We start from the raw sequence: 23298 nt of genomic DNA on the forward strand, positions 1-23298 counted from the left end.
GAAAGGATGCGGGCAAGGCCCGCATCCTGCTTGGCATTCGCCTCAGTTCTTGGTGACGAAGTCCTTGACGTTCTCAGGCGTGACGAGCTGGAAGGGAATATAGACCTTCTTGTCGACCTTTTCGCCCTTGGCAAGCTTCAGCGCCGCGTCGAGCGAGCCCTTGCCCTGGCCGGCGGCATCCTGGAACACGGTGACGTCAAGATCACCCGCCTGCATGGCGGCAAGCGCGTCCTGGGTGGCGTCGACGCCGCCGACGACGACCTTGGTCATATCCTTGCCGGCTGCCTTCAGCGCCTGGATGGCGCCGATCGCCATTTCGTCATTGTTGGAGATGACGGCGTCGAATTCGATGCCGCTGGAGAGCCAGTTGGTCATCAGGTCGGCGCCCTGGGTGCGGTCCCAGTTGGCCGTCTGCTCTTCGACGATCTCCAGCCCCTTGCATTCATCCGTCTTGATGACGTCATGAATGTCCTGGGTGCGCATGCGCGCAGCCTGGTTGGAGAGCTCGCCCATGATCACCACGGCCTTGCCCTTGCCGCCGAGAATGCGGCAGATTTCCTTGGTTTCCAGCGTGCCGGATTCCTGCTCGTTGGAGGCGACGAAGGCCTGCTTCTCCGGCAGCGTGTCGACATTGACCGGCTGACGGTTGACGTAAACCAGCGGAATGCCGGCATCGGCCGCGAGCTTCGACATCGCCGTCGTCGCATCGGTATCGACAGGGTTGACGATGATCGCATCGACCTTGGAGGCGATGAAATTCTGGATCTGGCTCTGCTGCTTGGACACGTCGTTCTGTGCGTCTTCGACCTGCAGCGTCACACCGCTGAGTGTCTTTGCATAATCGGTCATGCCGTTGCGCAGAACCGTCAGGAAATTATCGTCGAACTTCGCCATCGAGACGCCGACGGTTTCTGCGTGAGCCGCCGTCGACATGACGAGCGCCATCGCAGTGCCCAGGATAAACTTTTTCATTTCACTTCCTCCACAAAGCGGTGCCCGGCTGCACCCTCCTCACGCCGGAGCTCCAGGCATTTGCCCTGAAGCCGCAATTTCCCCGCGCCACCTCTCCCGCGGCGCTCTGCAAAACGGAACAAACAAACCGTCAAATCCGCTATGCGGAATATTCATTCCATTTTCTGGGAACGGCGTCAAGCCTCTTTAGCGGCGACCGGATATGGATGAAGCGCAATGCCGTGGGCCTTCACGGCCAGCACCTGCATTTCCGCCGTTGTGAAAGACGAAGCGAGCATCCATCTATGCGAGGTCGAAGACAGGCCCAGAGCCGCAGGCATCTTTGATCTTTTGCCGCGGCCCAATCATTTGAAGATTTTGGAGACAGGACACATGTCCATTTCGATCTACCGCCTCACCGTTCCGATGTTCCAGCGCGGCATCGCCAGCCTGAAAACCTACCTCGACAAGGCCGAAGCCTATGCCAGGGAAAAGAATATCGATCCCGCCATATTGGTCGCCGCTCGACTTGCGCCCGACATGCTGCCGCTCTCCGGCCAATATCAGCGCGCCAGCGACACCGCCAAATTCGCGCTCGCCCGCCTGACCGCGACCGATGCCCCGAGGTTCGAAGACAACGAAACGACGCTCGATGCCCTGCGCGAGCGCCTGGCAAAAACCGAAGCCTATCTCGCCGGCTTCTCGGCCCAAGCGCTGGAAGGCACGGAAACCCGCCAGATCACCCTGCCGGGAAAGAGCGGTATCGTGCTGCCCGGTGACGAATATATCGCCACCTTCGCCCTGCCGAACTTCTATTTCCACGTTGCGACGGCTCACGCCATTCTGCGCAACCAGGGCGCCCCGATCGGCAAGCGCGATTATCTCGGCTGAACAAAGCAATTCCAGCAAAAGCGTGCAGCGGTTTTGCCAGGCAAAGCGTGAAACGCTTGTGCCGGGAATTGCGTACAAAGCGAAAGAGAGCATTGCCGTCATTCGAAGAAGACGGCGATGCTCTACCAGGGTCGGTGCGTCACCGGCCCTCTTTCCGTCAGCTCGGTATAGGCAAGCGTCTGGTCGAGATGCCGTGCCCGCAGCGACAGAAGCTTCTCGGCATAATCGAGCCGTATCGCCGCATAGGCCGGATCCGCCGCGACATTGTCGAGTTCCATCGGATCGTTGCGAAGATCGAAGAGCAGCGGCGGCAATGCGGTAAAATGCACATATTTGAACCGTCCGTCGCGGATCACCGCCAGATTGCATTGGTTGGACCGGAGCCCGAAATGCCGCTCCGCCTCGCCATGCGCAATGTCGCGAAAATCGAATTCCCAGAATGCCGCGTCCCGCCAGCCCGGTCCGCTCCCACCCCTGACAAACGGCATGAGCGACTGGCCATCGAGCCCGTTCTTCGCGTCGATGCCGAGCCTTTGACAAAGGGTGGGAAAAATATCGGCAGCGCTGGTGAATTTGTCGACGACCCTACCCGCAGCACTGCTTGCGGGATCGCGAATGACAAGAGGAATATGATAGCTGCCGTCGAAGAAACCGCCCTTGCCGAGCATCCAGTGATCGCCCGCCATCTCGGCGTGGTCCGAGGTGAAGACAATAAGCGTGTCGTCCCAGGCGCCCGCATCCTTCAGGGCTTGCCAGATGCGGCCGAGTTGCGCATCGACCTCTGATATCATCCCGTAATAGATCGCCCGGATCGCGGCAAAATCCTCAGCGTTCCAGCCGCTGAGCGGCCCCGTTGCCCCGTAGATGAAGTTGCCCTTGCCAGAGCGTGGCATCTCGTAGGCGAGATAAGGATGACTATTCTGTTCGGCGTCGCGGTTTGCAGCGCGGGCAAAAGCCGGTCCCTCGTCGGGCTTGAACATCCGGTTGAACGGCTCCGGCACGGAAAATGGCGGATGCGGACGCAAGAAAGAGACATGTGCAAACCACGGCCTGTCCTGTTCGCCCACCCAGCGAATGAACTCGCCGGCCAGGAACGCCGTCTGGGTCTCGTCGCGCGAATAGGCCGGCGCCGCATTTGAAATTTCGCCTGCTTCGGCACCGACCGGAATATGGATGTCGCGGCTGACGGCATTCGCATGGCCGCGGGACCTGAGCCAGGAGAGCCACTGTTTTTCATGCTCGGGCAGAAGCTGGCGGGCCGTAAAGCCCGGCAGCACGCCTTCATAGGTCGTCAGATGCGGATCGCCGGCATCCATGCCGCGCGGATCGGGCGCGGTATCCGTGTAGCCGAACAGGGTCGGATCGTATCCGGCCCGCCGGGCGGCGAGCGCCAGATTGTCGAAGCGGGCATCGAGCGGCGAACCGTTGCGGCAGACGCGGTGGTTCATCTGATAAAGGCCGGTATAGAGTGTGGCCCGCGCCGGCGAGCAGGGTGCCGCCCCGGCATAGTGCCGCCGGAAGAGCGTGCCTTCCCGCGCCAGCGCATCGACACCAGGTGTCTTTACGCAAGCGTGACCGACGGCCGACAGGCTATCGCCACGCCACTGGTCGGCCGTGATCAGCAGGATGTTCGGCCGGCGCGCCTTCTCAATGCTGGTTGGATTTTGCATGCCAGGCCCAGGCGGAGCGGATGATCTCGGACAGATCATATTGCGGCACCCAGCCGAGCACGTCGCGCGCCTTGTCGTTATTGGCAACCAGCGTATGCGAATCGCCTTCACGACGGCCGATATATTCGACGGGGAAAGGCCGGTTCGACACTTCCTCGATCGCGCCGAGCAATTCCCTGACTGTCGTGCCGGTGCCGGTGCCGAGGTTGAGCGCGACGGAATCGCCGCCCTTCAGCAGATATTCGACGGCGCGCACATGCGCATCGGCAAGATCCAGCACATGGATATAGTCGCGCACGCAGGTGCCGTCGCGGGTCTCGTAGTCGCTGCCGAACACCTTGAAACCCTGGCGGCGGCCGAGGGCTGCGTCGATCGCCAGGGGTATCGCATGCGTTTCCGGCTGGTGCCATTCGCCGATCCGGCCCTCGAAGTCGGCGCCGGCCGCATTGAAATAGCGCAGCACCACCGAGCGCAGGCTCTTATATTGGTCGTAATCAGCAAGCGCCTGTTCGACGATATATTTCGTCCGCCCGTAGGGATTGATCGGCACCTGCCGGTGCGTCTCGTCGAGCGGCACGCTCTGCGGCAGACCGTAGGTGGCGCAGGTGGAGGAGAAGACGAAGGCGTTGATGCCGGCAGCCTGTGCCGCCGAAAGCAGCGTCAGCGTGCCGATCACATTGTTCTCGTAGAAGGAAACCGGATCTTTCACCGATTCGCCAACCTCGATCAGCGCCGCGAAATGCAGGATCGCCGCCGGTTTGTGCTTTGCCAGCACCTCATCCAGCCGGGCGCGATCGCGAATATCGCCCTCTTCGGCCGGCCCCCATTTGACGAACTCGCGATGGCCGTTCGAAAAATTGTCGAAGACGACAGGCGTATAACCCTTGTTCGCCAAGTCGAGACACGTATGCGACCCGATATAGCCGGCGCCGCCGACAACAAGAACCGTTTCACCTGCCATGCACCACCCTATTCTTCGTGAGAGATGAGGGAAACCTAGACGAGATACACGTCAATAAAAAGAAAGAACTGCGATCGGCGTGAACAGACAATACGTCAAATGCCGATGCCACTTCAATCGATGCGCGATTCGTCGCCATGGCGGCCCTATCGATGACTTCAACTCCAACGCCGAACGACAATGACGCCGCCCGCCCCGCAATTTGGGCCGCATCGGCGATATTCGAAAATTATTCGCGTGATTTGCATAGCCGCCCGATCTAAGGGCCTTGTACCACCATGTGATGCAACGGTCTGCAACATCAGCCAGGGAGGGCACGAATGAGAAAGGCATTGGTCGTTTGGGGCGGCTGGCAGGGTCATGAGCCGGAGCAATGCGCTCATATCGTCGCCGACCTGCTGCGTGAAGACGATTTTACGGTCGAGGTGACCGGCGATCTCGGAATATTCGGATCACCGACGCTGGCGCAGGCCGATCTGCTGGTGCCCATCATTACCGGCGAAACGCTCGAAAAGCCTCATGCCGCGGCCCTGGTCGAAGCCGTGCGCGGCGGGCTGGGGCTCGCCGGCCATCACGGCGCCCTTGCCACGTCCTTCAAGGAAAGCGCGCCTTTCCGATATGTTTCCGGCGTCACCTGGGTGGCCCATCCCGGCAATATCATCGACTTCCGTGTCGCCGTCACCCGCCAGGACGATCCAGTGATGGAGGGCATTCCCGACTTCGACTACCGTTCCGAGCAATATTATCTCCACTATGATCCCACGGTCGAAATCCTTGCGACCACCACCTTCACCGGTGCCTACGATCCGGCGGCCCGCAATGTCGTGATGCCCGTCGTCTTCAAGCGCCATTTCGGTGCCGGCCGCATCTTCTATTCCGCCCTCGGCCATATCGCTGCCGAATTCGACCATCCCTATATGCCGCTCATCCTGCGGCGGGGTTTGAGCTGGGCCGCACGCCAGTAGCGTCAGGACGGGCCGCGCGCCGAAGAATGCCGACCGGCGGCGACAGCCGGGCGACGTCGGCCGCTGAAGAATGAGTATTTCAAGCTGGAGAGCAACCTCGCCTGATCGTCCGGCACGGGCGACCGCTTGCCGATCGTCCGTCTGCGTCATAATTTGCCCGGATGCAGGATCGCTTCTCTTTCTTCCCCGCCACCGCCGACCGCCTGGCTGATCTAGAAGAGGTGTTCGACGATTGCTCGGGCGGCCGGAATTGTCGCTGCGCCTACTGGTATCTTCCGAATGCCGACTACAAGGCAGGATGGGGCGAGGGAAATCGCAACTGGTTTCGAAGCCTCGTCGCCGGGCCGCGCCCGCCAGGCATTCTCGGCTACCACGAGAACGAGCCGGCCGGATGGTGCGGTATCGCGCCGCGCGCCGTATTCGACCGGCTGCGCCGCTCAAAGCCCTTCGCGCCGGTCGACGACAAGCCGGTTTGGTCGATCAATTGCTTCATCGTCCGCAAACCGTTCCGGCGGCAGGGCCTGTCGCGATTGTTATTGAAACACGCCGTCAAATTCGCAAACGCGAATGGCGCTGAATGCCTCGAAGCCTACCCCGTCGATCAGGCAGCCCGCGCTTCGAACGGAGCCGAGCTCTATCCGGGAGCGCTCTCGATGTTTCTGGATGCCGGCTTCGTCGAAGTGGCAAGACGCCTGCCGGCAAGGCCGATCGTCCGCCTGGAATGCCGCTGAATATTTCGGCAACCCAGGGATTATAAATACAGGCTAGCGAACCGCCTTGATCTGCCGGTCATTCTCGACGGCGGGAACCGTCTCGTCATAGACACGCATCAGCCGCCCCGCGGCCTTCAGCTTCTCGATAAGATCATTTCCATCAGGCGAGGCCTTCGTCAGCTCCAGCTGCTCGAACTCCCGTAGCGCCTGCGCCCAATGGCTTTCCCCGCGCCCATCCGGCCTGCCTTCCGATTCCCACAGCGAATAAGCGCGCTGGCTGACCCAGGCGTCCTTATTATGACTCATAATCAACCCCAGCGAGAAATTTGGAAGCAATATTCGACAGGCAACAAGGTGCCAAAACCGGCTTTAGGAGTCGTTACGAGGCAGCGTTAGTTTTTAGCTAATATCGAGGAGCAGGGGATTATCCCTCGCATGCATTCCCCGACCTTGGCCTCGTACCGGCTCCAGGGTAGGGTCAGCCGCAGAAACGACAGCGATGACCGATGGCAGCCAAGACAACACTCAATGCCAAGAATCTCGAATCCCTCGGTGTCCAGCGCCTTGCCGAGCTGCTGATCGAGATCAGCACGGGCAGCGCCGCCCACAAGCGACGGCTTCGAATGGAGCTTGCCGGCAATCACGGCAGCGCCGAAGTGGCGCGTGAGGTGCGAAAGCGGCTTGCCAGCATTACCCGCGCTCGCACCGTCATAAACTGGCACAAAGCGAAGGCGCTGAAGACCGATCTGGAAACTCAACGCAAGACGATCTCAGAGACGATTGCCGCCGATGATCCCCGGGAGGCTTTCGAACTGATATGGCAGTTCCTCGCAATGGCGGATTCGATCTTTGAAAGATCCAACGACCGCGGCGGCTCACTGATCCAAAGTTTTCACCAGGCTTGCGAGGATGCTGCTGCAATCGCCAGGCTCGTCAAAATTGACGTCAATGTTCTGGCCGATAAGGTGTTCAAAGCCGTGCAGGACAATGGTTACGGCCAGTACGACAACCTGCTTGCGGCGATGGTGCCGGCCCTCGGCAAGGATGGTATCGATCGGTTGAAAACCCTCTTCGTCCAATGGTCCAAGGAGCCGAAGGACAAGCCGGCGGAAGATGAGCGCAAGGTCATCGGCTGGGGCGCGGGAGGCCCGATTTACGAGGATGAGATCTACGGCACTCACCGGGATCTGACGGTGCGCATGGCCTTACAGCAAATTGCCGACGCCCAGGGCGATGTTGATGCCTACATTGGCCAGCACCCCGAGGAAACGCGCAAGGCGCCGATGATTGCGGCCGATATCGCCAATCGCCTGCTCTCGGCCGGGCGGGCGAAAGAAGCGCTTGAGACGTTGGATGAGGCCGACGCTAGAGGCTGGGCCAACATGCCATTCGAATGGCAGCTCGCTCGCGTCGCCGCGCTCGAGGCCCTGGGGCGCGCCGAAGAGGCCCAAACCTATCGATGGGGGCGCTTCGAGCAGGCGCTGGATGGCGAGCATCTCAGGGCTTTCCTCAAGCGGCTGCCGGATTTCGACGATCTCGACGCCGAGGAGAAGGCATTTGCCCATGCCCGGGCTTTCCCGAACGTCCATCAGGCGCTTGCCTTTTTCCTGAATTGGCCGGCGCCTGCCGAGGCGGCAAAACTGGTGGTGATCAGGAAAGCCGAACTCGACGGCGATCTCTATGAGCTGATGACGCCGGCGGCCGAAGCTCTGGCGGAGAAACATCCGCTCGCGGCGACCATTCTCTTGCGCTCCATGATCGATTTCGCCCTCGATAACAACAGGCCCAGCCGCTATAAACACGCCGCAAGGCATCTTGCGGACTGCGCGTCCCTTACGCCTCATATCGATGACTTTGGCAACACAAGATCCCATGACGTCTATGTCGCGGACCTCAAGCGCCGGCACGGCAAGAAGCATGGCTTCTGGAGCCTGGTGACCTAAGTCGCTTCAAATACCTTGCCTTCAGAGAGGAATCCCATGACGACCACCGCCTGGCACGCAGATCCGCTCACCTGGGGAACTGGCTCCCGCATCTTCGAAGCCTTTCTGGAGCCGACTTGCCCTTATTCGGTCAGGGCGTTCAACAAGCTCGACGAATTGCTGAGCCGAGCCGGCGAAGACAGGATCACCGTGAAGATCCGTCTGCAGTCGCAACCCTGGCATATGTATTCGGGCGTCCTTGTCCGCTGCATCATCGCAGCCTCAACGCTGGAAGGCGGCAAGCAGACAGCCAAGAAAGTGATGGCCGCCATTGCCGCCCATCGCGAGGATTTCGAGTTTGAACGCCATGCCGGCGGCCCGAACATGGACGTGACGCCGAACCAGACCATCGAGCGCCTGGAAACCTACAGCGGCGTCAGGCTGAAGGAGGCCTTCGCAATTCCGGATCTCGACCGGGAGATCAAATGGCATTGCAAATATGCCCGGCAGAACGGCATCCATGTCTCGCCGACCTTCATGATCGATGGGCTGGTGCAGCCCGATCTGAGCAGCGGCGATGAGGTCGGAGTCTGGGTGAAGAAAATACAATAAAACAGAGATCAAACGGCTCTGACATACAATGAGAGCGCCCGCAGCGACTGTTGTCGGCTCTCATGGACGAGTGATCCTGTAGACCAGCAAATCATCCGAATCCACAAGCTTGGTTGCGGTCTTGTCCAGATAGTCGATGACCCCGTCATGATGCTCGACGAACAGCAGGTCCTGTTTGTCGGTGGCGTTCTTGGCAACGCCGAACAGATCCGCGCCTTGCGCGCGCAACTCCTCCAGCTGCGCGATCGCAATGGCGTCATCGGCGACGAATTTCGACCATTCCTCATCGCCTCCGCCGGGCGGGAACACCCAGCCCCGCGCCCTGCTGTAGTAGATTGCGACGGGATCGCCGACCTCGGGCGCGATGGCGACGACGAGGTCGCCCGGTTGCGCCAGCCGCGCCAGTTCCTCGCCAAGCAGCTTGCCCTTCATGGCGATTGGCTTCTTCATCGTCCTGACGAGGGGAAGGGTCGACCAGGCAAGTGCGACCGCCACGATGCAGATCGAGCGAAGCACGACCGCCGGCGTTAGAACGGTTCTCGATGCAAGGGTTGCCAGAAGAAGCGCGCCGCGGCCTGAGAATATCGCGACCGGTACATGGAAGATGTGGAAGTTCCACACATTGCCGGTGATCTCGCCGGCCGCCGCCAGATAGACGATCACGGCCGCAGCCAGCCACACATAGGGAATGCGCGAAAGGGTGCGTCGCCTAGGGTCTTCGGCAGGTCTGGGCGGTATCCACAAGCCGACCGCAAACAGCACCATGAACGGATAGCCGTAGAACCACAAAGCCGAGGTGTTCCACGCGGATTGGAAATAGAACCTGTTTCTGAGGTATGTCCGGAAGCCATCCTCCCAGATATAGCCGCCGGTGCCGGCGACATGAAACGGCGGATAGCTGCGGCCGAGATAAATCGCCCAGCTGAAATAAGCGCCGATGACGGCCAGGCTCAGGAGCCCCGACAGGAAGACCCCACTCGCCTGCTTCCACTTCTTCTCCAGAATCCAGCAGACCATCAGATAGAAGATAATGGCACCGGCGGCGAGGCCTGGCGGCTTTGACAGTGCGCCGAGCGAGAAGCTGACCGTGGCGAACGGCAAGAGCCAACCGCTGCCGCCGGCCCAATATCTGACGAACAGCCAGACGCCGAGAGTGACCAAGGCCAGCATCGCGGGATCGGGAAGAAACGAGCTGTCGATCATGATCGCCGCCGGCATCAGCGCGTAGGCAAGTGCTGCCGCGTGGGCGTGCATCTCGCCCCAGCAGCGCGCCGTCAGCCTGTGCAGCGAAAACACCGTCACCAGGCTGAAGAAGGCCGCAACCATGCGGCCGAACCAGTCGTGCCAGCCGAACAGTTGGTAGAGCAGGGCTGTGAGATAGCTGACGATCTGGAACTCGCGGCCCTGATAGCTTGGCCCGGGCCCGGTCCAGCTGACCTCCGGAAAGAAGATGTTCCAGCTGCGCTGCTGGAAATTGTCGGCCATCATTGCGGTGCTGACCTCGCGCCAGCTGAAGCCGTCGACCAGCGGCAAGGTGATCTTGTGGAACCTGAAGACGATCGCAATGAACAAGATCCCCAGCAAGATCGCCGTGTTGAAGCTCAGGAAGTTGCGAGCCGCCATGTCCCGGTCGGTCGCCCGCTGCGGGTATGGCTGACCTTCGGCCTGGTTCAAATCCGGGTCGTCCGGCATCGGATCGAGAGGAAGATTGGGCTGAGCGGGATCTCGCAGCCAGTGCGGTCGGCTGCGGAGCGGCTCGTAGGCTTCACCGAGCAGCGGCTTGGAAGGCTTGCGGGGCGGCTTTGTCATGCCGGCACTTCATCAGCAATGCCTTAAAAAGCAATTCGCCCAGATTGATTATTGACGCATCCGCACTGGAACTGCGACACCGCAGTCCGGCATCCGCTTGTCCGCCGAAAGAGCTACGGCGCCTTCCCGCTCTGATGTCTCGGTATTTCAGCGGTTTGCAGGAAAATTATGCGCTTGAAGCGTTATGGCGGAGAGGGTGGGATTTGAACCCACGATACCCTTGCAGGTATGCCGCATTTCGAGTGCGGTGCATTCGACCACTCTGCCACCTCTCCGCGGTCTGGTCGGCGCTTGTTCGGCGCGGGCGTTCTCATAACGAGCATATGACAGGTTGGCAAGCCGAAAAGTCGAAGCATTCCATCCTTTTGCCTTGACACTTTTTTGTCGCTCGCGTATCTCGGCTGCGCAATAGGTTTGGAGAAATCCGTGCCTTGCTTGTCCTGCGCTTGCGTGGGGCGTTTCACCGGCAGGAAGAGTTCGAGGTTTCCCTCTGAAATCCCTGCTTAACTTCGACTGATAAAAAGACGGCCACCTTGCTCAAGGAGCGAGGAGAGCTGGAACGAACATGAAAGGATAAAAAATGTTCGCAGTCATCAAGACCGGCGGTAAACAGTACCGTGTGGCAGCCAACGACGTGCTGACCATCGAAAAGCTGGAAGCCACCGCTGGCGATTCCATTGAATTCACCGAAGTGCTCGTGATCGGCGAAGGCGCCGACGCTGCGATCGGTGCGCCCTTCGTTACCGGCGCCTCTGTCAAGGCAGAAGTCGTCGAACAGAACCGCGGCAAGAAGGTCATCGCCTTCAAGAAGCGCCGCCGTCAGAATTCGAAGCGTTCGCGCGGCCATCGTCAGCATCACACGGTCGTCCGTATCACGGACATCGTGGCTGCCAAGTAAGATCAACGGGACAAGGTTTAAAGGAGAACTCCAATGGCACACAAAAAAGCTGGCGGTTCCTCGCGCAACGGTCGCGATTCCGAATCCAAGCGCCTTGGCGTGAAGAAGTTCGGCGGCGAAGCCGTCATCGCAGGCAACATCCTCGTGCGTCAGCGCGGGACGCAGTGGCATCCGGGTTCCAACGTCGGCCTCGGCAAGGATCACACGATTTTTGCGCTTACCGCCGGCAATGTGAACTACCGAACGAAGGCCAACGGTCGCGTCTACGTGTCTGTCATGCCGAAAGCGGAAGCAGCGGAATAAGCCGGTAGCGCTCAAAAACAGCCGGCGTCTCATCGACCCGGCTGGCCGTATCAGGTTCAGTCTAGAAAACAGGGGAGATGGGGCGCCATCTCCCCTTTTTCTTTACCCCTCAAGGAGGACTGAACCATGCAAGGCGAATTGTTAAGGGCAGACCAATCACGGTCGCCCCGGGAAGACCAGCGGTCTTCCGAAGAACGGCTGAGGCCGGAGCGGTTAAGGACCGATTGCCCTGTCTTGTTATCGGAAAGGCTCGTCATGCGCGCGCCCCACGAAGAAGACATCGACGCCCTTGCCCATCTCGCCAACAACGCCAAAGTCGCCACCATGGTATCGCGTATGCCGCACCCCTATACCGCCAATGATGCTGCTGACTTCGTGCGTCGCACGAAAAATGGCGAGATTGGCAAGTGCGTCTATGCGATCACCAAGGCCGAAAACGGCGCCTTTATCGGCTGCTGCGGCGTCGAGCCGCATGCCGACGGCAAGACCGTCGAGATCGGTTACTGGCTGGGTGAGCCCTATTGGAACAAGGGCTATACGACCGAGGCCTGCCATGCCCTGGTCGATATGGTGTTCAGAACCCGCCAGGACGTCGATCAGATCGATGCGCGCTGCCGGGTGATGAACGTCGCCTCGCGCCGCGTCATCCAGAAGTGCGGCTTCCAGTTCCAGGGATCGGGGCTCGCTGCCTCGCTGGCGCTCGGCAGCAACGTGCCCGTGGAATGGTACAGGCTCGACCGCAAGACCTGGATGTCCCTCCGAAGCTGGGGGAACATCGCATGAGCACGACCGCGCTGCAAAGGCCTGAGCTCAAGCCGATGATGCCCGGCCCCGCGCCTGTCATCTCGACCGCTAGGCTGACGCTCCGCCCGCACAGGCTGAGCGATGCGCCTGCGATCGCGGAATCGCTCTCCGATTTCGCGGTCACGCGCATGCTGTCCCGCGTACCCGCGCCGTTCGACCGGCAGGATGCGCTGGACTGGCTGATCCCAGTCACCTCGGGCACCCTGCCCGACTGGCCGCTGGCGATCACCGGTCACGACGATGTCCATATCGGCAACGTCTCGATCGAGTTGCGTCACGGCCGCTGGCACCTCGGCTACTGGCTGAACCGCTACTACTGGCGGCGCGGCTATATGAGCGAGGCGGTGGCGGCGATCATCGAGCGCTTCTCGCGCCGCATGCCGGAGACGCCGGTCCATTCCGGCGTCTTCGCCGACAACCCGGCCTCGCTGCGACTGCAGGAGAAGCTCGGTTTCCGCATGACGGGTTGCGGCGAAATCTATTGTTTCGCCCGCAACACCATGGTGTCGCACATCGAAACCGTGCTGCAGCCGGGCATGCTGCAGCCGCGGAAGGTCGCATAACCGAAAAGGAGACGCCGCCCCGGCGGCGTCTCCCTCAATCCCCGATCTCAACCCATAGGGGAAAATGATCGGAGCCCTCGGATTGCGTATCGATCCGGGCGGATTTCAACCGGCCCTCAAGGCCGCAACTGACGAAGCAATAATCGAGATGCATGCGTTTGCCGTGATCTTCGGGATCCATCCAGCTGTAGCTCCCCGGCCGATAGGCCGAGAGCGCCGCAAAGGCGTCGATCGGCGTGCCGACCCTGGCGATACGGCCGTAATATCCGCCGCCGGCACCGGCAAGCGCGCAATATTCCGGCGATTCCGGCTCCATGTTGAAATCGCCCATGATGACGTAATCTTCCGGCAGCGGCGGCTCCGGCAGATCGAATTCGCCGCCTCCCGTCAGCGACCCGCCCTCCTGGACGAAGGCATTGATCTGCGCGTTCAGGAATTGCAGTTGGCGGATGCGCTCGTCGGCAGAGACATGGTCGAGATGGACGGAGTAGACGCGGAACGCGCCGCCGGGTGCTTTGATCACCGCCTCGGTTGCGCCGCGCTGCAGGTTGATCTTGCCGATCGTCCGGCTGCGCGGCAGAAGCAGCGTCCGGGTGGAGATAACAGGCCAGCGCGACAGCACCATGTTGCCGAACTGGAATCGCGTGCCGGGCACCGGCCGGAGCCCCTCTTTGGCTGCCTCGACATGCATATCGCAGGCTGGCCCATACACCCAGAAATAGTCGGGAAAGAAGGCGGCAACATCAGCCGCCATGTCGGCAAAACCGTTGCGGGAGAAGCCGCGGGTCACCTCCTGCAGCGCGATGACATCGGCCCCCTCGAGGCTCCGGGCAATGCGCGGCAGATCGTATCTGCCATCGAGACCGAAGCCGTACTGTATGTTATAGCTCACGAAATTCACGATAATCTTTGACCTCCGTCGGAACCGCCTATATCGAATGGGCCAAGACGGCCGTCCAACTGCCACTGAATATTGGAAGTAAAATGAAATTTCTCGACGAAGCAAAGGTCTATATCAAGTCCGGAGACGGCGGCGGCGGCAGCGTTTCCTTCCGGCGCGAGAAATTCATCGAGTTCGGCGGCCCGGATGGCGGTGATGGCGGACGCGGCGGCGACGTCTGGGTCGAGGCTGTCAACGGACTGAACACTCTGATCGATTTCCGCTATCAGCAGCATTTCAAGGCGACGATCGGCACCCATGGCATGGGCAGGAACCGCACCGGCGCCAATGGAAGCGACGTGACGCTCAAGGTTCCCGTAGGCACCCAGATCTTCGAGGAAGACCGGGAAACGCTGATCTGCGATCTCACCGTCGAAGGCCAGCGTTTCTGCCTCGCCCATGGCGGCAATGGCGGCTTCGGCAACGCCCATTTCAAGACCTCGACCAATCAGGCGCCGGATTGGGCCAATCCCGGCCTGCCCGGCGAGGAAAAGACCCTCTGGCTGCGGCTGAAACTGATTGCCGATGCCGGCCTCGTCGGCCTGCCCAATGCCGGCAAGTCGACGTTCCTGGCTGCCGTCACCCGCGCCCGTCCGAAGATCGCCAACTACCCCTTCACCACGCTGCATCCCAACCTCGGTGTTGCCACCATCGACGAGCGGGAATTCATCCTCGCCGACATTCCGGGCCTGATCGAAGGCGCCCATGAAGGTGTCGGCATCGGCGACCGTTTCCTCGGCCATGTCGAGCGCACCCGCGTGCTGCTCCACCTCGTCTCCGCCCAGGAGGAAAAGGTCGGCAAGGCATACAAGACGGTCAAGCACGAGCTCGAAGCCTATGGAAACGAGCTGACGGATAAGGCTGAGATCGTGGCGCTGTCGCAGATCGACCTGCTCGACGATGCCGAATTGAAGAAGAAGACCAAGGAATTGGCCAAGGCCTGCGGCAAGACGCCCTTCCAGATTTCGGCCGTCACCGGCAAGGGCATGACCGAGGTCCTGCGCGCCCTGCGCGACATCATCGTCGAGGCCAATACCGAGGAGAAGCCGGCCAAGGTGCCGAAGCTGCGCCATCGCGACATGGTCGTCTCCGATGAGGACAAGGGCGAGGTTCAGGGCGAGGACGAGGCCGATGACCAGCCGTAAGCCGCTCGGCCGCTACCGCCGTATCGTCATCAAGATCGGATCTGCGCTGCTGGTCGATCGCAGGGCCGGGCTGAAGAAGGCCTGGCTCGACGCCATGTGCGCCGATATCGCCGGCCTGAAGGCCAAGGGCATCGATGTGCTCGTCGTCTCCTCGGGCGCGATCGCGCTCGGCCGCTCGGTGCTCGACCTGCCCTCGGGCGCGCTGAAGCTGGAAGAAAGCCAGGCCGCCGCCGCCGTCGGCCAGATCGCGCTGGCGCGTGCCTGGTCGGAAAGCCTGTCGCACGACGAGATCGTCGCCGGCCAGATCCTGCTGACACTCGGAGATACCGAGGAACGCCGCCGCTATCTCAATGCCCGCGCCACCATCAATCAGCTTTTGAAAATCGGCGCCGTGCCGATCATCAACGAGAACGATACCGTTGCCACCAGCGAAATCCGCTACGGCGACAACGACCGCCTCGCCGCCCGCGTCGCGACGATGACCGGCGCCGACCTGCTCATTCTTCTCTCCGATATTGACGGCCTCTATACCGCGCCGCCGCATCTCGATCCGAACGCAACGTTCCTGGAGACGATTGCCGCGATCACGCCGGAGATCGAGGCAATGGCCGGGGGTGCGGCCTCCGAGCTTTCGCGTGGCGGCATGCGCACCAAGATCGATGCCGGCAAGATTGCCACCACATCGGGCTGCGCCATGATCATCGCGTCGGGCAAGACCGACAGCCCGCTGTCGGCAATCGAAAACGGCGCGCGTTCCTCCTGGTTCGCGCCGTCTGGCACGCCCGTCACCGCCCGCAAGACCTGGATTGCCGGGCAGTTGCAGCCGGCCGGCGAACTGCATGTCGATGACGGCGCCGTCGTTGCACTCGGGGCCGGCAAGAGCTTGCTTCCGGCCGGCGTGCGCAGCGTTTCCGGCCTCTTCAGCCGCGGTGATACGGTGGCGATCATCGGCCCGGCGGGCCGCGAGATCGGCCGCGGTCTTGTCAGCTACGATGCCGACGACGCCCGCCGGATCGCCGGCCGCAAATCGGCGGAAATCGCCGCCATCCTCGGTTATGCCGGGCGCGCCGCCATGGTCCATCGCGACGACATGGTCATGACGGCCCAGATCGGTTCGAAATCGGAAAGGCAGAAGAAGGACGCGAGCTATGCTTGATACCGTGGCGCCAAGCCCTGACATTGACGTGCTGATGAACGACATCGGCCGCAAGGCGAGGGCTGCCGCGCGACCGCTGAGCTTTGCGTCCACCGAGGTGAAGAACAGGGCGCTGAACGCCATGGCCGATGCGATCCTGGCGAACAAGGCGCATATTCTTGCCGAGAACGCCAAGGACCTGAAGGATATCGAAGGCACCGAAATGCTTGCCTCCTTCGTCGACCGGCTGACGCTGAACGACAAGCGTGTGGCCGAAATGGCCGAGGGCATCCGCGCCATTGCCGCGCTTGCCGATCCGGTCGGCGAAGTCATCGCCGCCTGGGACCGGCCGAACGGGTTGAAGATCGAGCGCGTCCGCACGCCGCTCGGCGTCATCGGCGTCATCTTCGAAAGCCGGCCGAACGTCACGGCGGACGCCGGCGCCCTCTGCCTCAAGGCGGGCAATGCCGTCATCCTGCGTTGCGGCTCGGATTCGCGCCGCTCATCGCAGGCTATCCATGTCTGCCTGGTTGAAGGCCTGAAGGCGGCAGGACTTCCAGAGCATGCTATCCAGCTCGTTCCGGTCGCCGACCGCGCTGCCGTCGGCGCCATGCTGCGCGGCCTGGAGGGCGCGATCGACGTCATCGTGCCGCGCGGCGGCAAGAGCCTGGTCGCCCGCGTGCAGAACGAGGCCCGCGTGCCGGTTTTTGCCCATCTCGAAGGCCTTTGCCATATCTATGTCGATGCCTCGGCCGATATCGAAATGGCGAAGAAGATCGTCGTCAACGCCAAGATGCGCCGCACCGGTATCTGCGGCGCGGCCGAAACCCTGCTCGTCGATGGCGCCGCGATCGGCACGCATCTGACGCCGCTGCTCGAGGTTCTCGCGCAGGCCGGCTGCGAGATCCGCGCTTCGGCAACGGTGCTGAAGGTCGCACCCGGCATGAAGCCCGCGACCGAGGAGGATTGGTCGACCGAATATCTCGACGCGATCATTTCGGTTGCCGTCGTCGACGGCATATCGGGCGCCATCGCCCATATCCAGACCTATTCCTCGAACCACACCGAGGCCGTCATCGCCGAGGACCCTGACGTCGTCGCGCGTTTCTTCACCGAAGTCGATTCGGCGATCCTGCTACACAATGCCTCGACGCAATTTGCCGATGGCGGCGAGTTCGGCATGGGTGCGGAAATCGGCATTGCCACCGGCAAGATGCATGCCCGCGGTCCTGTCGGCGTCGAACAGCTCACCTCGTTCAAATATCGGGTGCATGGTGCCGGACAGACGCGGCCCTGAGGTGACGACCGAGCCAGACGTGACGATTGAGAATGTGGACCGGCACTATCTCCGCATGCCGCACAGCGAGCGCGGCATGGTCGTCGGTCTGTTCGGCGGTTCGTTCAATCCGCCGCATCAGGGCCACGCGCTGGTCGCCGAGATCGCCCTCAAGCGGCTTGGCCTCGATCAGCTCTGGTGGATGGTCACCCCGGGCAATCCGCTGAAGAGCCGCAACCAGCTCGCCCCGCTTGCCGAGCGTATTGCCGAAAGCGAGCGTGTCGCCGCCGACCCCCGCGTCAAGGTGACGGCCTTCGAACAGACGCTCGGCGTCAGCTACACTGCCAACACGCTTGCCCGCGTCAAGGCCCGCAATCCGCATGTGCATTTCATCTGGATCATGGGCGCAGACAGCCTGCAGACCTTTCACAAATGGCAGAAATGGCAGGAGATTGCCCGCACCTTCCCGATCGCGGTGATCGACCGGCCGGGTGCGACGCTCTCCTTCCTCTCCTCGAAAATGGCCAGGACCTTCGATTTCGCCCGGGTCGACGAGGATGATGCCCGTGTTCTCTGGAAGAAGCGTGCGCCGGCCTGGACCTTCATCCACGGGCCGCGCTCCGGCCTGAGCTCGACGGCAATCCGCAACGGCTCGGCGCCCGGCGACGCGCTTTAGTTTGATTTCCAAGGATGTCCCGAAAACGAGAAAGCCCGACGGGGGAGGAGATCCGTCGGGCTTATAAACTCGATCGACAACTGGGAGGAGGAGTGTTGTCGATCCTACCGAACGGCTATGGGAGGAGGAGAAGCCGTTTCGATGAGAGTGTTGTACCATATTTCGCAGGAAGATGAATATCGATTGTTGCATTGCAGCAATGCGTCACTTGCAATCCTATGCAGCCTTATGGCTTTGGCATTGCCGTTTTTCTTGGCAGAAATCGACGGAGCATACTCTACCGCCGGGAATCCTTGCGGTCTGCCAACTGTCGTTTGGATATTTCCGCCCTTTGGATCTCATGCTGCGGTTCGAGCCATGCACTTCAACAATGCCAAAACCATTGGATCGCTGCGAACACAGCGGCCCGATATGGTTATATTTTTCTGGATATATCCCTAGCCAAAGCACCTCACCCGTTATATTCGTCGCAATATTTCGAAACCTGGGGAGACATCATGCAGAACCGCCGCCGATGGATGAAACAGGCAACCGCCGCGATCGCAGCCCTCTGGCTTGGCACGGCAGCGCTTCCGGCGCCTGCTGCCGCAGCCGAAAAGCTCATCGTCTTTGCGGCCGCCAGCCTCAAGGATGCGCTCGACGCCGCCAACACCGCCTGGGCCAAGGAAAGCGGCAAGGAAACCGTCGCCTCCTATGCGGCGAGCGGAGCCCTGGCCAAGCAGATCGAAAACGCGGCTCCTGCCGATGTCTTCATCTCGGCCGATCTCGACTGGATGGATTACGTCGCCAAGAAAAACCTGATCAAGGCCGATACCCGCTCCAATCTGCTCGGCAACCGCATCGTGCTCGTTGCCGAAAAGGCCAAGGCAAAACCGGTCGAGATCAAGCAGGGCTTCGATCTTGCAGGACTGCTGGGTGACGGCAAGCTGGCCATGGGTGAGCCGAAATCGGTTCCGGCCGGCAAATATGGCATGGCCGCGCTCGAAAAGCTCGGCGTCTGGAAATCGGTCGAAAGCAAGGTCGCCGGCGCCGAAAGCGTGCGCGCCGCCCTTGCCCTCGTCTCCCGCGGCGAAGCGCCTTATGGCATCGTCTACCAGACGGATGCCGCAGCCGATAAGGGTGTCGCCGTCGTCGGCACCTTCCCGGCCGATTCCCACCCGCCGATCATGTATCCGATCGCAATCCTTAACGAGAGCAAGAACCCGGATGCAGCAGCCTATCTCGACTTCCTGAAATCCGACAGGGCTGCTGCCTTCTTCACGGCGCAGGGTTTCACGATTCTGAAATAGTCGACCAATTAGTGTTTCGTGATGCTTGTCTTGTACCCCAAGCATTTGCATCGATCGATAAGTGGCAGAGGCTGTCTTGTTCGTGCCGTGGGATTGCCCCTCACCCAAACCCGCTCGCGGGCGAGGGACGTGGCAAACGCCGCGTTGAGGTTGAGGAGGACGGTGCGACAGGGTCCCTTCGCCCCGCGAGCGGGGGGTCTGAAGGACGGGTCGAGACCCGTGGCTTGACCCCGGTCGGTGCCGGCAGGCGGATGAGGGGCAGGCGTCGGATGACGCCATGTAAAGAACGAGCATTGTCAACAAACTGAGGCTCGCCCCGGCGTGCCCCCAGACTTCCAGGGAGACAGCTGCATTTGGACATGTTGGGGTTGAGCAATGAGGAATGGACGGCGATCCTGCTCAGCCTGCGCGTCTCGATCGTCGCCATGCTGGCAAGCCTGCCCTTCGGCATCCTCGTCGCCCTGCTGCTTGCCCGCGGCCGCTTCTGGGGCAAGTCGGTGCTGAATGGCGTCGTTCACCTGCCGCTGGTCCTGCCCCCGGTCGTCACCGGATTCCTTCTGCTCATTCTGTTCGGCCGCCGCGGTCCGGTCGGCAGCCTGCTCGACCAGTATTTCGGCATCGTTCTCTCCTTCCGCTGGACGGGTGCGGCCTTGGCCTGCGCCATCATGGCCTTTCCGCTGATGGTGCGCAGCATCCGCCTGTCGATCGAGGCGGTCGACCGCAAGCTGGAGGAGGCCGCCGGAACGCTCGGCGCCGGACCTGTCTGGGTCTTCTTGACGATCACCCTGCCGCTGACCCTGCCCGGCATCATCGCCGGCATGATCTTGTCTTTTGCCAAGGCAATGGGCGAATTCGGCGCGACGATCACCTTCGTCTCCAACATTCCCGGCGAAACCCAGACGCTGTCGGCGGCGATCTACACTTTTACCCAGGTTCCGGGCGGCGACGCCGGCGCATTCCGCCTGACGCTCGTTGCCGTCGTCATTTCCATGGCCGCTTTGCTCGCCTCCGAATTCCTCGCCCGTCTCGCCGGCCGGAGGATCGATCCGGAATGACGCTGATCGTCGAGGCAAAACAGAAGCTTGGCGCCTTTTCGCTCGATGCCGCCTTCACCTCCGAGCGTGGCGTCACCGCGCTGTTCGGCCGTTCCGGTTCCGGCAAGACCGCGATGATCCGCATCATCGCCGGCCTCGCGCGCCCGGACGCAGGCCGCGTCGCCCTTGACGGCGAGGCCCTGACCGACACCGCAACCGGCATCTTCATCCCGAAACATCGCCGCCGTTTCGGTTATGTCTTCCAGGAGGCGCGGCTTTTCCCGCATCTCAGCGTTCGCGCCAATCTCTCCTACGGCCGCTGGTTCGCGGCGAGAACGGCAGGCAGTGAGAGCTTCGATCGCATCGTCGACCTGCTCGGCATCGAGACGCTGCTGGCGCGCAGCCCCGCGAAACTCTCCGGAGGCGAGAAGCAACGCGTCGCCATCGGCCGCGCGCTTCTCTCCTCGCCCCGCCTGCTGCTGATGGACGAGCCGCTCGCCGCCCTCGACGAGGCGCGCAAGGCTGAGATTCTGCCTTATCTGGAACGTTTGCGCGACGAGACCGACATCCCGATCGTCTATGTCAGCCATTCGATCGCAGAGGTGGCGCGGCTGGCAAACCATGTCGTCGTCATGCGCGACGGCAAGGTGGAAGCGACCGGTTCCGCCATCGACATATTGAGCCGTCCGTCAACCTCCGCCGATCGGCGCGAGGCGGGCGCGCTACTCGAAGGCACCGTGGAAAGCTTCGATCCGCTTCACCGCCTGTCGACCGTCGCGCTGAAATCCTGCCGGCTCCATATTCCGGGTGCGGCCCTTGCGCCCGGCAAATCGGTCCGCATCCGCATTCCCTCCCGCGATGTCATGTTGGCGACCGCAAAGCCGGAGGGGCTCAGCGCGCTGAATATTCTGGAAGCAAGGATAGAGCAGATATCGCCGGCCGAGGACGGAACGGTGGAAATCCGGCTCGATTGCGGCGGCGATATCATTCTTTCCCGGATCACGACGCTCTCCTGCGAGCGCCTCGATCTTCGGCCGGGAAGGGCGGTCTTCGCCGTCATCAAGACGGTTGCCCTGGAGGCCTGATCAGCCGCGCTTGCCCTGTTGCAGATTGCGCTTGCCTTCGAGCCAGGCGAGATCGTCGGCAAGGCTGGTGCGCACCGTCTTTTCCATCCGGCGGAAACGCTCGAGCAGTTCCTCGCCGAACAGCGTCAGCACCGCGCCGCCGCCCCTTTGCCCGCCGCGCTGCGATTCCACCACCTGTTCAGAGAACATCCGGTTCATCTCGCTGACGAGCAGCCATGCCCGGCGATAGGACATGTCCATCGCCCGCCCCGCCGCCGAGATCGAACCGGTCGAGCGGATGTGCTCCAGGAGCTCCATCTTTCCGCGACCGAGGCGATCCTGGTCCGGGAAGCTGATTCGCAGGACGGGAACGAGTGTTTTTACGGCTGAGTCGGTCATTGAATCCAGAGATCGCGGAATTTTCGGCACTTTACGCTGCGGTATGGAAACTGTACACCGCCCGCCGGAAGCAGCCCGCGTGGCAATATTCTTCAATTCGGACGTTAGATCGGATTTTCGGCCGTTCCGTACCTTAGCATGTCTTGAAACATTAATGGTTTGATGCCTATCTTAACCATGATCCGGTCTCGATCGGATCTGTGTTGTGCATAGTTTGTCATTCCAGGAAAGGGAAAGCACTGACAACAGTACACGCCAAGGGAAAAACGCTCGCCGTTATCCCGAAGAGTGCGGAACGTGGCGCCGATGCCGCCGCCCGTGCCCTAGAAACCGTCCTCGCCAGCCTTGAGGACTCCAAAGCTGAAGATATCGTCACCATCGACATTGCCGGAAAATCGGCGCTGGGAGACTACATGATCGTCGTCTCCGGCCGCTCGAACAGGCATGTCATGGCGATCTCGGATCATCTGCTGACCGACCTTAAGGACGACGGCCTCGGTACGGCCCGCGTCGAAGGTCAGGAAGGCGGGGATTGGGTCCTGATCGACACGGGTGACATTATCGTGCATGTGTTCCGTCCCGAAATCCGCGAGTTCTACAACATCGAAAAGATGTGGGCGGCTCCGGATATGGATGAAGAAACACGGCACTGACAGGCAGGCCGGCATTCTGTCCGGCGCCTGAGACGTGGCATTGGCTGGCCGGAAAATATCACAAGCCGGCCGGTGGCGCAGTGTGCGCCCGATGTGCCGCATGAGCGGGAGCGGATGAATGCGAATAGGTCTTTTTGCGGTGGGACGGCTGAAGTCCGGCCCCGAAAAGGATCTTGTGGCCCGCTATCTCGACCGTTTTGCCAAGGCCGGCCCTGCCGTCGGCCTCGAATTTACCCGTGTTGCCGAAGTGGCCGAAAGCCGTGCCTCCAATGCGGAAACCCGCAAGCGTGAAGAGGCGGCGATGCTTTTGAAATCGCTTGCCGATGGCAGCATTCTCATTCTTCTCGATGAACGCGGCAAGGCGCTCGACAGTGAAGCCTTCGCAAATCTGCTCGGCTCCTATCGCGATCAGGGCAAACGCGAACTGACCATCGCGATCGGCGGCGCCGACGGCCTCGATCCCTCCCTGTACGATCGTGCCGACGCCACGCTGTGTCTTGGCAAGATGACCTGGCCGCACCAGCTGGTGCGCACGCTGATCGCCGAACAGCTCTACCGCGCCGTTACCATCCTGTCCGGCCACCCCTATCACCGCGTCTGATGCCGCGGCGGCCCAATGCGTCGC

Annotated in this window: 25 protein-coding genes, 1 tRNA gene and 1 pseudogene; 18 read left to right on the forward strand and 9 right to left on the reverse strand. The window is 61.5% G+C overall.

Annotated elements, in window-relative coordinates:
- Window positions 1-42: 42 nt before the first annotated feature.
- Entirely contained in the window at window positions 43-972 is a 930-nt protein-coding gene (locus FHX10_RS23790) for a sugar ABC transporter substrate-binding protein (RefSeq protein WP_028756155.1), read from the reverse strand.
- 372 nt (window positions 973-1344) lie between these two features.
- Between FHX10_RS23790 and FHX10_RS23795 the strand changes: the two genes are divergently transcribed.
- On the forward strand, window positions 1345-1842 hold the full coding sequence (locus FHX10_RS23795; protein ID WP_028759213.1) for a DUF1993 family protein: 498 nt from the start codon (window positions 1345-1347) through the stop codon (window positions 1840-1842).
- Between the two features lie 122 nt (window positions 1843-1964).
- Here FHX10_RS23795 and FHX10_RS23800 read toward each other — a convergent pair whose 3' ends face one another.
- Both FHX10_RS23800 and galE read right to left on the reverse strand, forming a co-directional pair.
- On the reverse strand, window positions 1965-3512 hold the full coding sequence (locus FHX10_RS23800; protein WP_063473849.1) for an alkaline phosphatase family protein: 1548 nt from the start codon (window positions 3510-3512) through the stop codon (window positions 1965-1967).
- The gene (galE, locus tag FHX10_RS23805) at window positions 3490-4473 is read right to left on the reverse strand and encodes a UDP-glucose 4-epimerase GalE (protein ID WP_028757679.1); all 984 of its coding nucleotides are present in this window, start codon (window positions 4471-4473) and stop codon (window positions 3490-3492) included. Before galE ends, FHX10_RS23800 begins: the two co-directional genes overlap by 23 nt.
- Window positions 4474-4793: 320 nt before the next feature.
- Here galE and FHX10_RS23810 point away from each other — a divergent pair, with 320 nt between their 5' ends.
- Together FHX10_RS23810 and FHX10_RS23815 are read left to right on the forward strand one after the other, a co-directional pair.
- Window positions 4794-5438 carry a ThuA domain-containing protein gene (locus FHX10_RS23810; protein ID WP_063473850.1) on the forward strand — a complete coding sequence of 215 codons (645 nt, stop codon included), beginning with the start codon at window positions 4794-4796 and terminating at the stop codon, window positions 5436-5438.
- 161 nt (window positions 5439-5599) lie between these two features.
- Window positions 5600-6169 (forward strand): GNAT family N-acetyltransferase, encoded by a 570-nt coding sequence (locus tag FHX10_RS23815; protein WP_063473851.1) that lies wholly within the window; start codon window positions 5600-5602, stop codon window positions 6167-6169.
- Window positions 6170-6202: 33 nt separating this feature from the next.
- Here the strand turns inward: FHX10_RS23815 and FHX10_RS23820 are convergent, their stop codons facing one another.
- Window positions 6203-6457, reverse strand: a complete 255-nt coding sequence (locus tag FHX10_RS23820) for a DUF2934 domain-containing protein (RefSeq protein ID WP_028757237.1) — start codon at window positions 6455-6457, stop codon at window positions 6203-6205.
- A gap of 200 nt (window positions 6458-6657) precedes the next feature.
- Here FHX10_RS23820 and FHX10_RS23825 point away from each other — a divergent pair, with 200 nt between their 5' ends.
- Both FHX10_RS23825 and FHX10_RS23830 read left to right on the forward strand, forming a co-directional pair.
- Window positions 6658-8094: a DUF6880 family protein gene (locus tag FHX10_RS23825; RefSeq protein WP_063473852.1), complete on the forward strand. Its 1437-nt coding sequence runs from the start codon at window positions 6658-6660 to the stop codon at window positions 8092-8094.
- 36 nt (window positions 8095-8130) lie between these two features.
- Window positions 8131-8685: a DsbA family protein gene (locus tag FHX10_RS23830; RefSeq protein ID WP_028758422.1), complete on the forward strand. Its 555-nt coding sequence runs from the start codon at window positions 8131-8133 to the stop codon at window positions 8683-8685.
- Window positions 8686-8745: 60 nt separating this feature from the next.
- Here FHX10_RS23830 and FHX10_RS23835 read toward each other — a convergent pair whose 3' ends face one another.
- The 3 genes and pseudogenes from FHX10_RS23835 to FHX10_RS23840 form a co-directional block, all read right to left on the reverse strand.
- On the reverse strand, window positions 8746-10377 hold the full coding sequence (locus FHX10_RS23835; protein WP_063473912.1) for an ArnT family glycosyltransferase: 1632 nt from the start codon (window positions 10375-10377) through the stop codon (window positions 8746-8748).
- A pseudogene (locus FHX10_RS35245) lies at window positions 10372-10494 on the reverse strand (ATP-dependent DNA ligase); the annotation flags it as partial. The pseudogene FHX10_RS35245 and the gene FHX10_RS23835, both read right to left, overlap by 6 nt.
- Before the next feature lie 185 nt (window positions 10495-10679).
- Window positions 10680-10769: transfer RNA gene (locus FHX10_RS23840), tRNA-Ser, on the reverse strand.
- Window positions 10770-11074: 305 nt separating this feature from the next.
- Here FHX10_RS23840 and rplU point away from each other — a divergent pair.
- The 4 genes from rplU to FHX10_RS23860 all read left to right on the forward strand — a co-directional run bounded on the left by rplU (window position 11075) and on the right by FHX10_RS23860 (window position 13062).
- Window positions 11075-11392, forward strand: coding sequence for a 50S ribosomal protein L21 (rplU, locus tag FHX10_RS23845; protein WP_003543907.1), 318 nt, complete (start codon window positions 11075-11077; stop codon window positions 11390-11392).
- Window positions 11393-11425: 33 nt separating this feature from the next.
- On the forward strand, window positions 11426-11695 hold the full coding sequence (gene rpmA, locus FHX10_RS23850) for a 50S ribosomal protein L27 (RefSeq protein WP_003567620.1): 270 nt from the start codon (window positions 11426-11428) through the stop codon (window positions 11693-11695).
- A 126-nt stretch (window positions 11696-11821) separates the two neighbouring features.
- A complete protein-coding gene (locus tag FHX10_RS23855; protein ID WP_028757233.1) occupies window positions 11822-12478 on the forward strand; it encodes a GNAT family N-acetyltransferase in 657 nt (218 codons plus the stop codon).
- Window positions 12475-13062 (forward strand): GNAT family N-acetyltransferase, encoded by a 588-nt coding sequence (locus tag FHX10_RS23860; protein WP_063473853.1) that lies wholly within the window; start codon window positions 12475-12477, stop codon window positions 13060-13062. Before FHX10_RS23855 ends, FHX10_RS23860 begins: the two co-directional genes overlap by 4 nt.
- Before the next feature lie 34 nt (window positions 13063-13096).
- Here the strand turns inward: FHX10_RS23860 and FHX10_RS23865 are convergent, their stop codons facing one another.
- On the reverse strand, window positions 13097-13963 hold the full coding sequence (locus FHX10_RS23865) for an endonuclease/exonuclease/phosphatase family protein (RefSeq protein ID WP_047615803.1): 867 nt from the start codon (window positions 13961-13963) through the stop codon (window positions 13097-13099).
- A gap of 83 nt (window positions 13964-14046) precedes the next feature.
- Here FHX10_RS23865 and obgE point away from each other — a divergent pair, with 83 nt between their 5' ends.
- From obgE to modC, 7 genes are all read left to right on the forward strand, one after another.
- Window positions 14047-15147, forward strand: coding sequence for a GTPase ObgE (gene obgE / locus FHX10_RS23870; protein WP_028757230.1), 1101 nt, complete (start codon window positions 14047-14049; stop codon window positions 15145-15147).
- Window positions 15134-16303 (forward strand): glutamate 5-kinase, encoded by a 1170-nt coding sequence (gene proB / locus FHX10_RS23875; protein ID WP_047615805.1) that lies wholly within the window; start codon window positions 15134-15136, stop codon window positions 16301-16303. The genes obgE and proB overlap by 14 nt, the downstream gene beginning before the upstream one ends.
- Entirely contained in the window at window positions 16296-17579 is a 1284-nt protein-coding gene (locus FHX10_RS23880) for a glutamate-5-semialdehyde dehydrogenase (RefSeq protein WP_047615807.1), read from the forward strand. Before proB ends, FHX10_RS23880 begins: the two co-directional genes overlap by 8 nt.
- Window positions 17554-18234, forward strand: coding sequence for a nicotinate-nucleotide adenylyltransferase (locus FHX10_RS23885; RefSeq protein WP_028758416.1), 681 nt, complete (start codon window positions 17554-17556; stop codon window positions 18232-18234). Before FHX10_RS23880 ends, FHX10_RS23885 begins: the two co-directional genes overlap by 26 nt.
- Before the next feature lie 497 nt (window positions 18235-18731).
- Window positions 18732-19523 carry a molybdate ABC transporter substrate-binding protein gene (gene modA, locus FHX10_RS23890; RefSeq protein ID WP_063473854.1) on the forward strand — a complete coding sequence of 264 codons (792 nt, stop codon included), beginning with the start codon at window positions 18732-18734 and terminating at the stop codon, window positions 19521-19523.
- A gap of 353 nt (window positions 19524-19876) precedes the next feature.
- Complete coding sequence (gene modB, locus FHX10_RS23895; protein WP_047615812.1) at window positions 19877-20578, forward strand: molybdate ABC transporter permease subunit; 702 nt, start codon at window positions 19877-19879, stop codon at window positions 20576-20578.
- A complete protein-coding gene (gene modC, locus FHX10_RS23900; RefSeq protein WP_047615815.1) occupies window positions 20575-21642 on the forward strand; it encodes a molybdenum ABC transporter ATP-binding protein in 1068 nt (355 codons plus the stop codon). Before modB ends, modC begins: the two co-directional genes overlap by 4 nt.
- On the opposite strand, the gene FHX10_RS23905 is transcribed toward modC, so the two are convergent.
- Window positions 21643-22020, reverse strand: a complete 378-nt coding sequence (locus tag FHX10_RS23905; protein WP_063473855.1) for a winged helix-turn-helix domain-containing protein — start codon at window positions 22018-22020, stop codon at window positions 21643-21645.
- A gap of 209 nt (window positions 22021-22229) precedes the next feature.
- Here FHX10_RS23905 and rsfS point away from each other — a divergent pair, with 209 nt between their 5' ends.
- Together rsfS and rlmH are read left to right on the forward strand one after the other, a co-directional pair.
- Window positions 22230-22673 carry a ribosome silencing factor gene (rsfS, locus tag FHX10_RS23910; protein ID WP_032984631.1) on the forward strand — a complete coding sequence of 148 codons (444 nt, stop codon included), beginning with the start codon at window positions 22230-22232 and terminating at the stop codon, window positions 22671-22673.
- Between the two features lie 118 nt (window positions 22674-22791).
- A complete protein-coding gene (gene rlmH / locus FHX10_RS23915) occupies window positions 22792-23274 on the forward strand; it encodes a 23S rRNA (pseudouridine(1915)-N(3))-methyltransferase RlmH (RefSeq protein WP_063473856.1) in 483 nt (160 codons plus the stop codon).
- Window positions 23275-23298: the final 24 nt, after the last annotated feature.

It is taken from the genome of Rhizobium sp. BK591 (genome assembly GCF_014195045.1).
Classification (GTDB): domain Bacteria; phylum Pseudomonadota; class Alphaproteobacteria; order Rhizobiales; family Rhizobiaceae; genus Rhizobium; species Rhizobium anhuiense.

Excerpts from the sequence above, each read along its gene's own strand:
- FHX10_RS23790 (WP_028756155.1), bottom strand. The coding sequence starts at position 972 with ATGAAAAAGTTTATCCTGGGCACTGCGATGGCGCTCGTCATGTCGACG.
- FHX10_RS23795 (WP_028759213.1), top strand. The coding sequence starts at position 1,345 with ATGTCCATTTCGATCTACCGCCTCACCGTTCCGATGTTCCAGCGCGGC.
- FHX10_RS23800 (WP_063473849.1), bottom strand. The coding sequence starts at position 3,512 with ATGCAAAATCCAACCAGCATTGAGAAGGCGCGCCGGCCGAACATCCTG.
- galE (WP_028757679.1), bottom strand. The coding sequence starts at position 4,473 with ATGGCAGGTGAAACGGTTCTTGTTGTCGGCGGCGCCGGCTATATCGGG.
- FHX10_RS23810 (WP_063473850.1), top strand. The coding sequence starts at position 4,794 with ATGAGAAAGGCATTGGTCGTTTGGGGCGGCTGGCAGGGTCATGAGCCG.
- FHX10_RS23815 (WP_063473851.1), top strand. The coding sequence starts at position 5,600 with ATGCAGGATCGCTTCTCTTTCTTCCCCGCCACCGCCGACCGCCTGGCT.
- FHX10_RS23820 (WP_028757237.1), bottom strand. The coding sequence starts at position 6,457 with ATGAGTCATAATAAGGACGCCTGGGTCAGCCAGCGCGCTTATTCGCTG.
- FHX10_RS23825 (WP_063473852.1), top strand. The coding sequence starts at position 6,658 with ATGGCAGCCAAGACAACACTCAATGCCAAGAATCTCGAATCCCTCGGT.
- FHX10_RS23830 (WP_028758422.1), top strand. The coding sequence starts at position 8,131 with ATGACGACCACCGCCTGGCACGCAGATCCGCTCACCTGGGGAACTGGC.
- FHX10_RS23835 (WP_063473912.1), bottom strand. The coding sequence starts at position 10,377 with ATGCCGGACGACCCGGATTTGAACCAGGCCGAAGGTCAGCCATACCCG.
- rplU (WP_003543907.1), top strand. The coding sequence starts at position 11,075 with ATGTTCGCAGTCATCAAGACCGGCGGTAAACAGTACCGTGTGGCAGCC.
- rpmA (WP_003567620.1), top strand. The coding sequence starts at position 11,426 with ATGGCACACAAAAAAGCTGGCGGTTCCTCGCGCAACGGTCGCGATTCC.
- FHX10_RS23855 (WP_028757233.1), top strand. The coding sequence starts at position 11,822 with ATGCAAGGCGAATTGTTAAGGGCAGACCAATCACGGTCGCCCCGGGAA.
- FHX10_RS23860 (WP_063473853.1), top strand. The coding sequence starts at position 12,475 with ATGAGCACGACCGCGCTGCAAAGGCCTGAGCTCAAGCCGATGATGCCC.
- obgE (WP_028757230.1), top strand. The coding sequence starts at position 14,047 with ATGAAATTTCTCGACGAAGCAAAGGTCTATATCAAGTCCGGAGACGGC.
- proB (WP_047615805.1), top strand. The coding sequence starts at position 15,134 with ATGACCAGCCGTAAGCCGCTCGGCCGCTACCGCCGTATCGTCATCAAG.
- FHX10_RS23880 (WP_047615807.1), top strand. The coding sequence starts at position 16,296 with ATGCTTGATACCGTGGCGCCAAGCCCTGACATTGACGTGCTGATGAAC.
- FHX10_RS23885 (WP_028758416.1), top strand. The coding sequence starts at position 17,554 with ATGGTGCCGGACAGACGCGGCCCTGAGGTGACGACCGAGCCAGACGTG.
- modA (WP_063473854.1), top strand. The coding sequence starts at position 18,732 with ATGCAGAACCGCCGCCGATGGATGAAACAGGCAACCGCCGCGATCGCA.
- modC (WP_047615815.1), top strand. The coding sequence starts at position 20,575 with ATGACGCTGATCGTCGAGGCAAAACAGAAGCTTGGCGCCTTTTCGCTC.
- FHX10_RS23905 (WP_063473855.1), bottom strand. The coding sequence starts at position 22,020 with ATGACCGACTCAGCCGTAAAAACACTCGTTCCCGTCCTGCGAATCAGC.
- rlmH (WP_063473856.1), top strand. The coding sequence starts at position 22,792 with ATGCGAATAGGTCTTTTTGCGGTGGGACGGCTGAAGTCCGGCCCCGAA.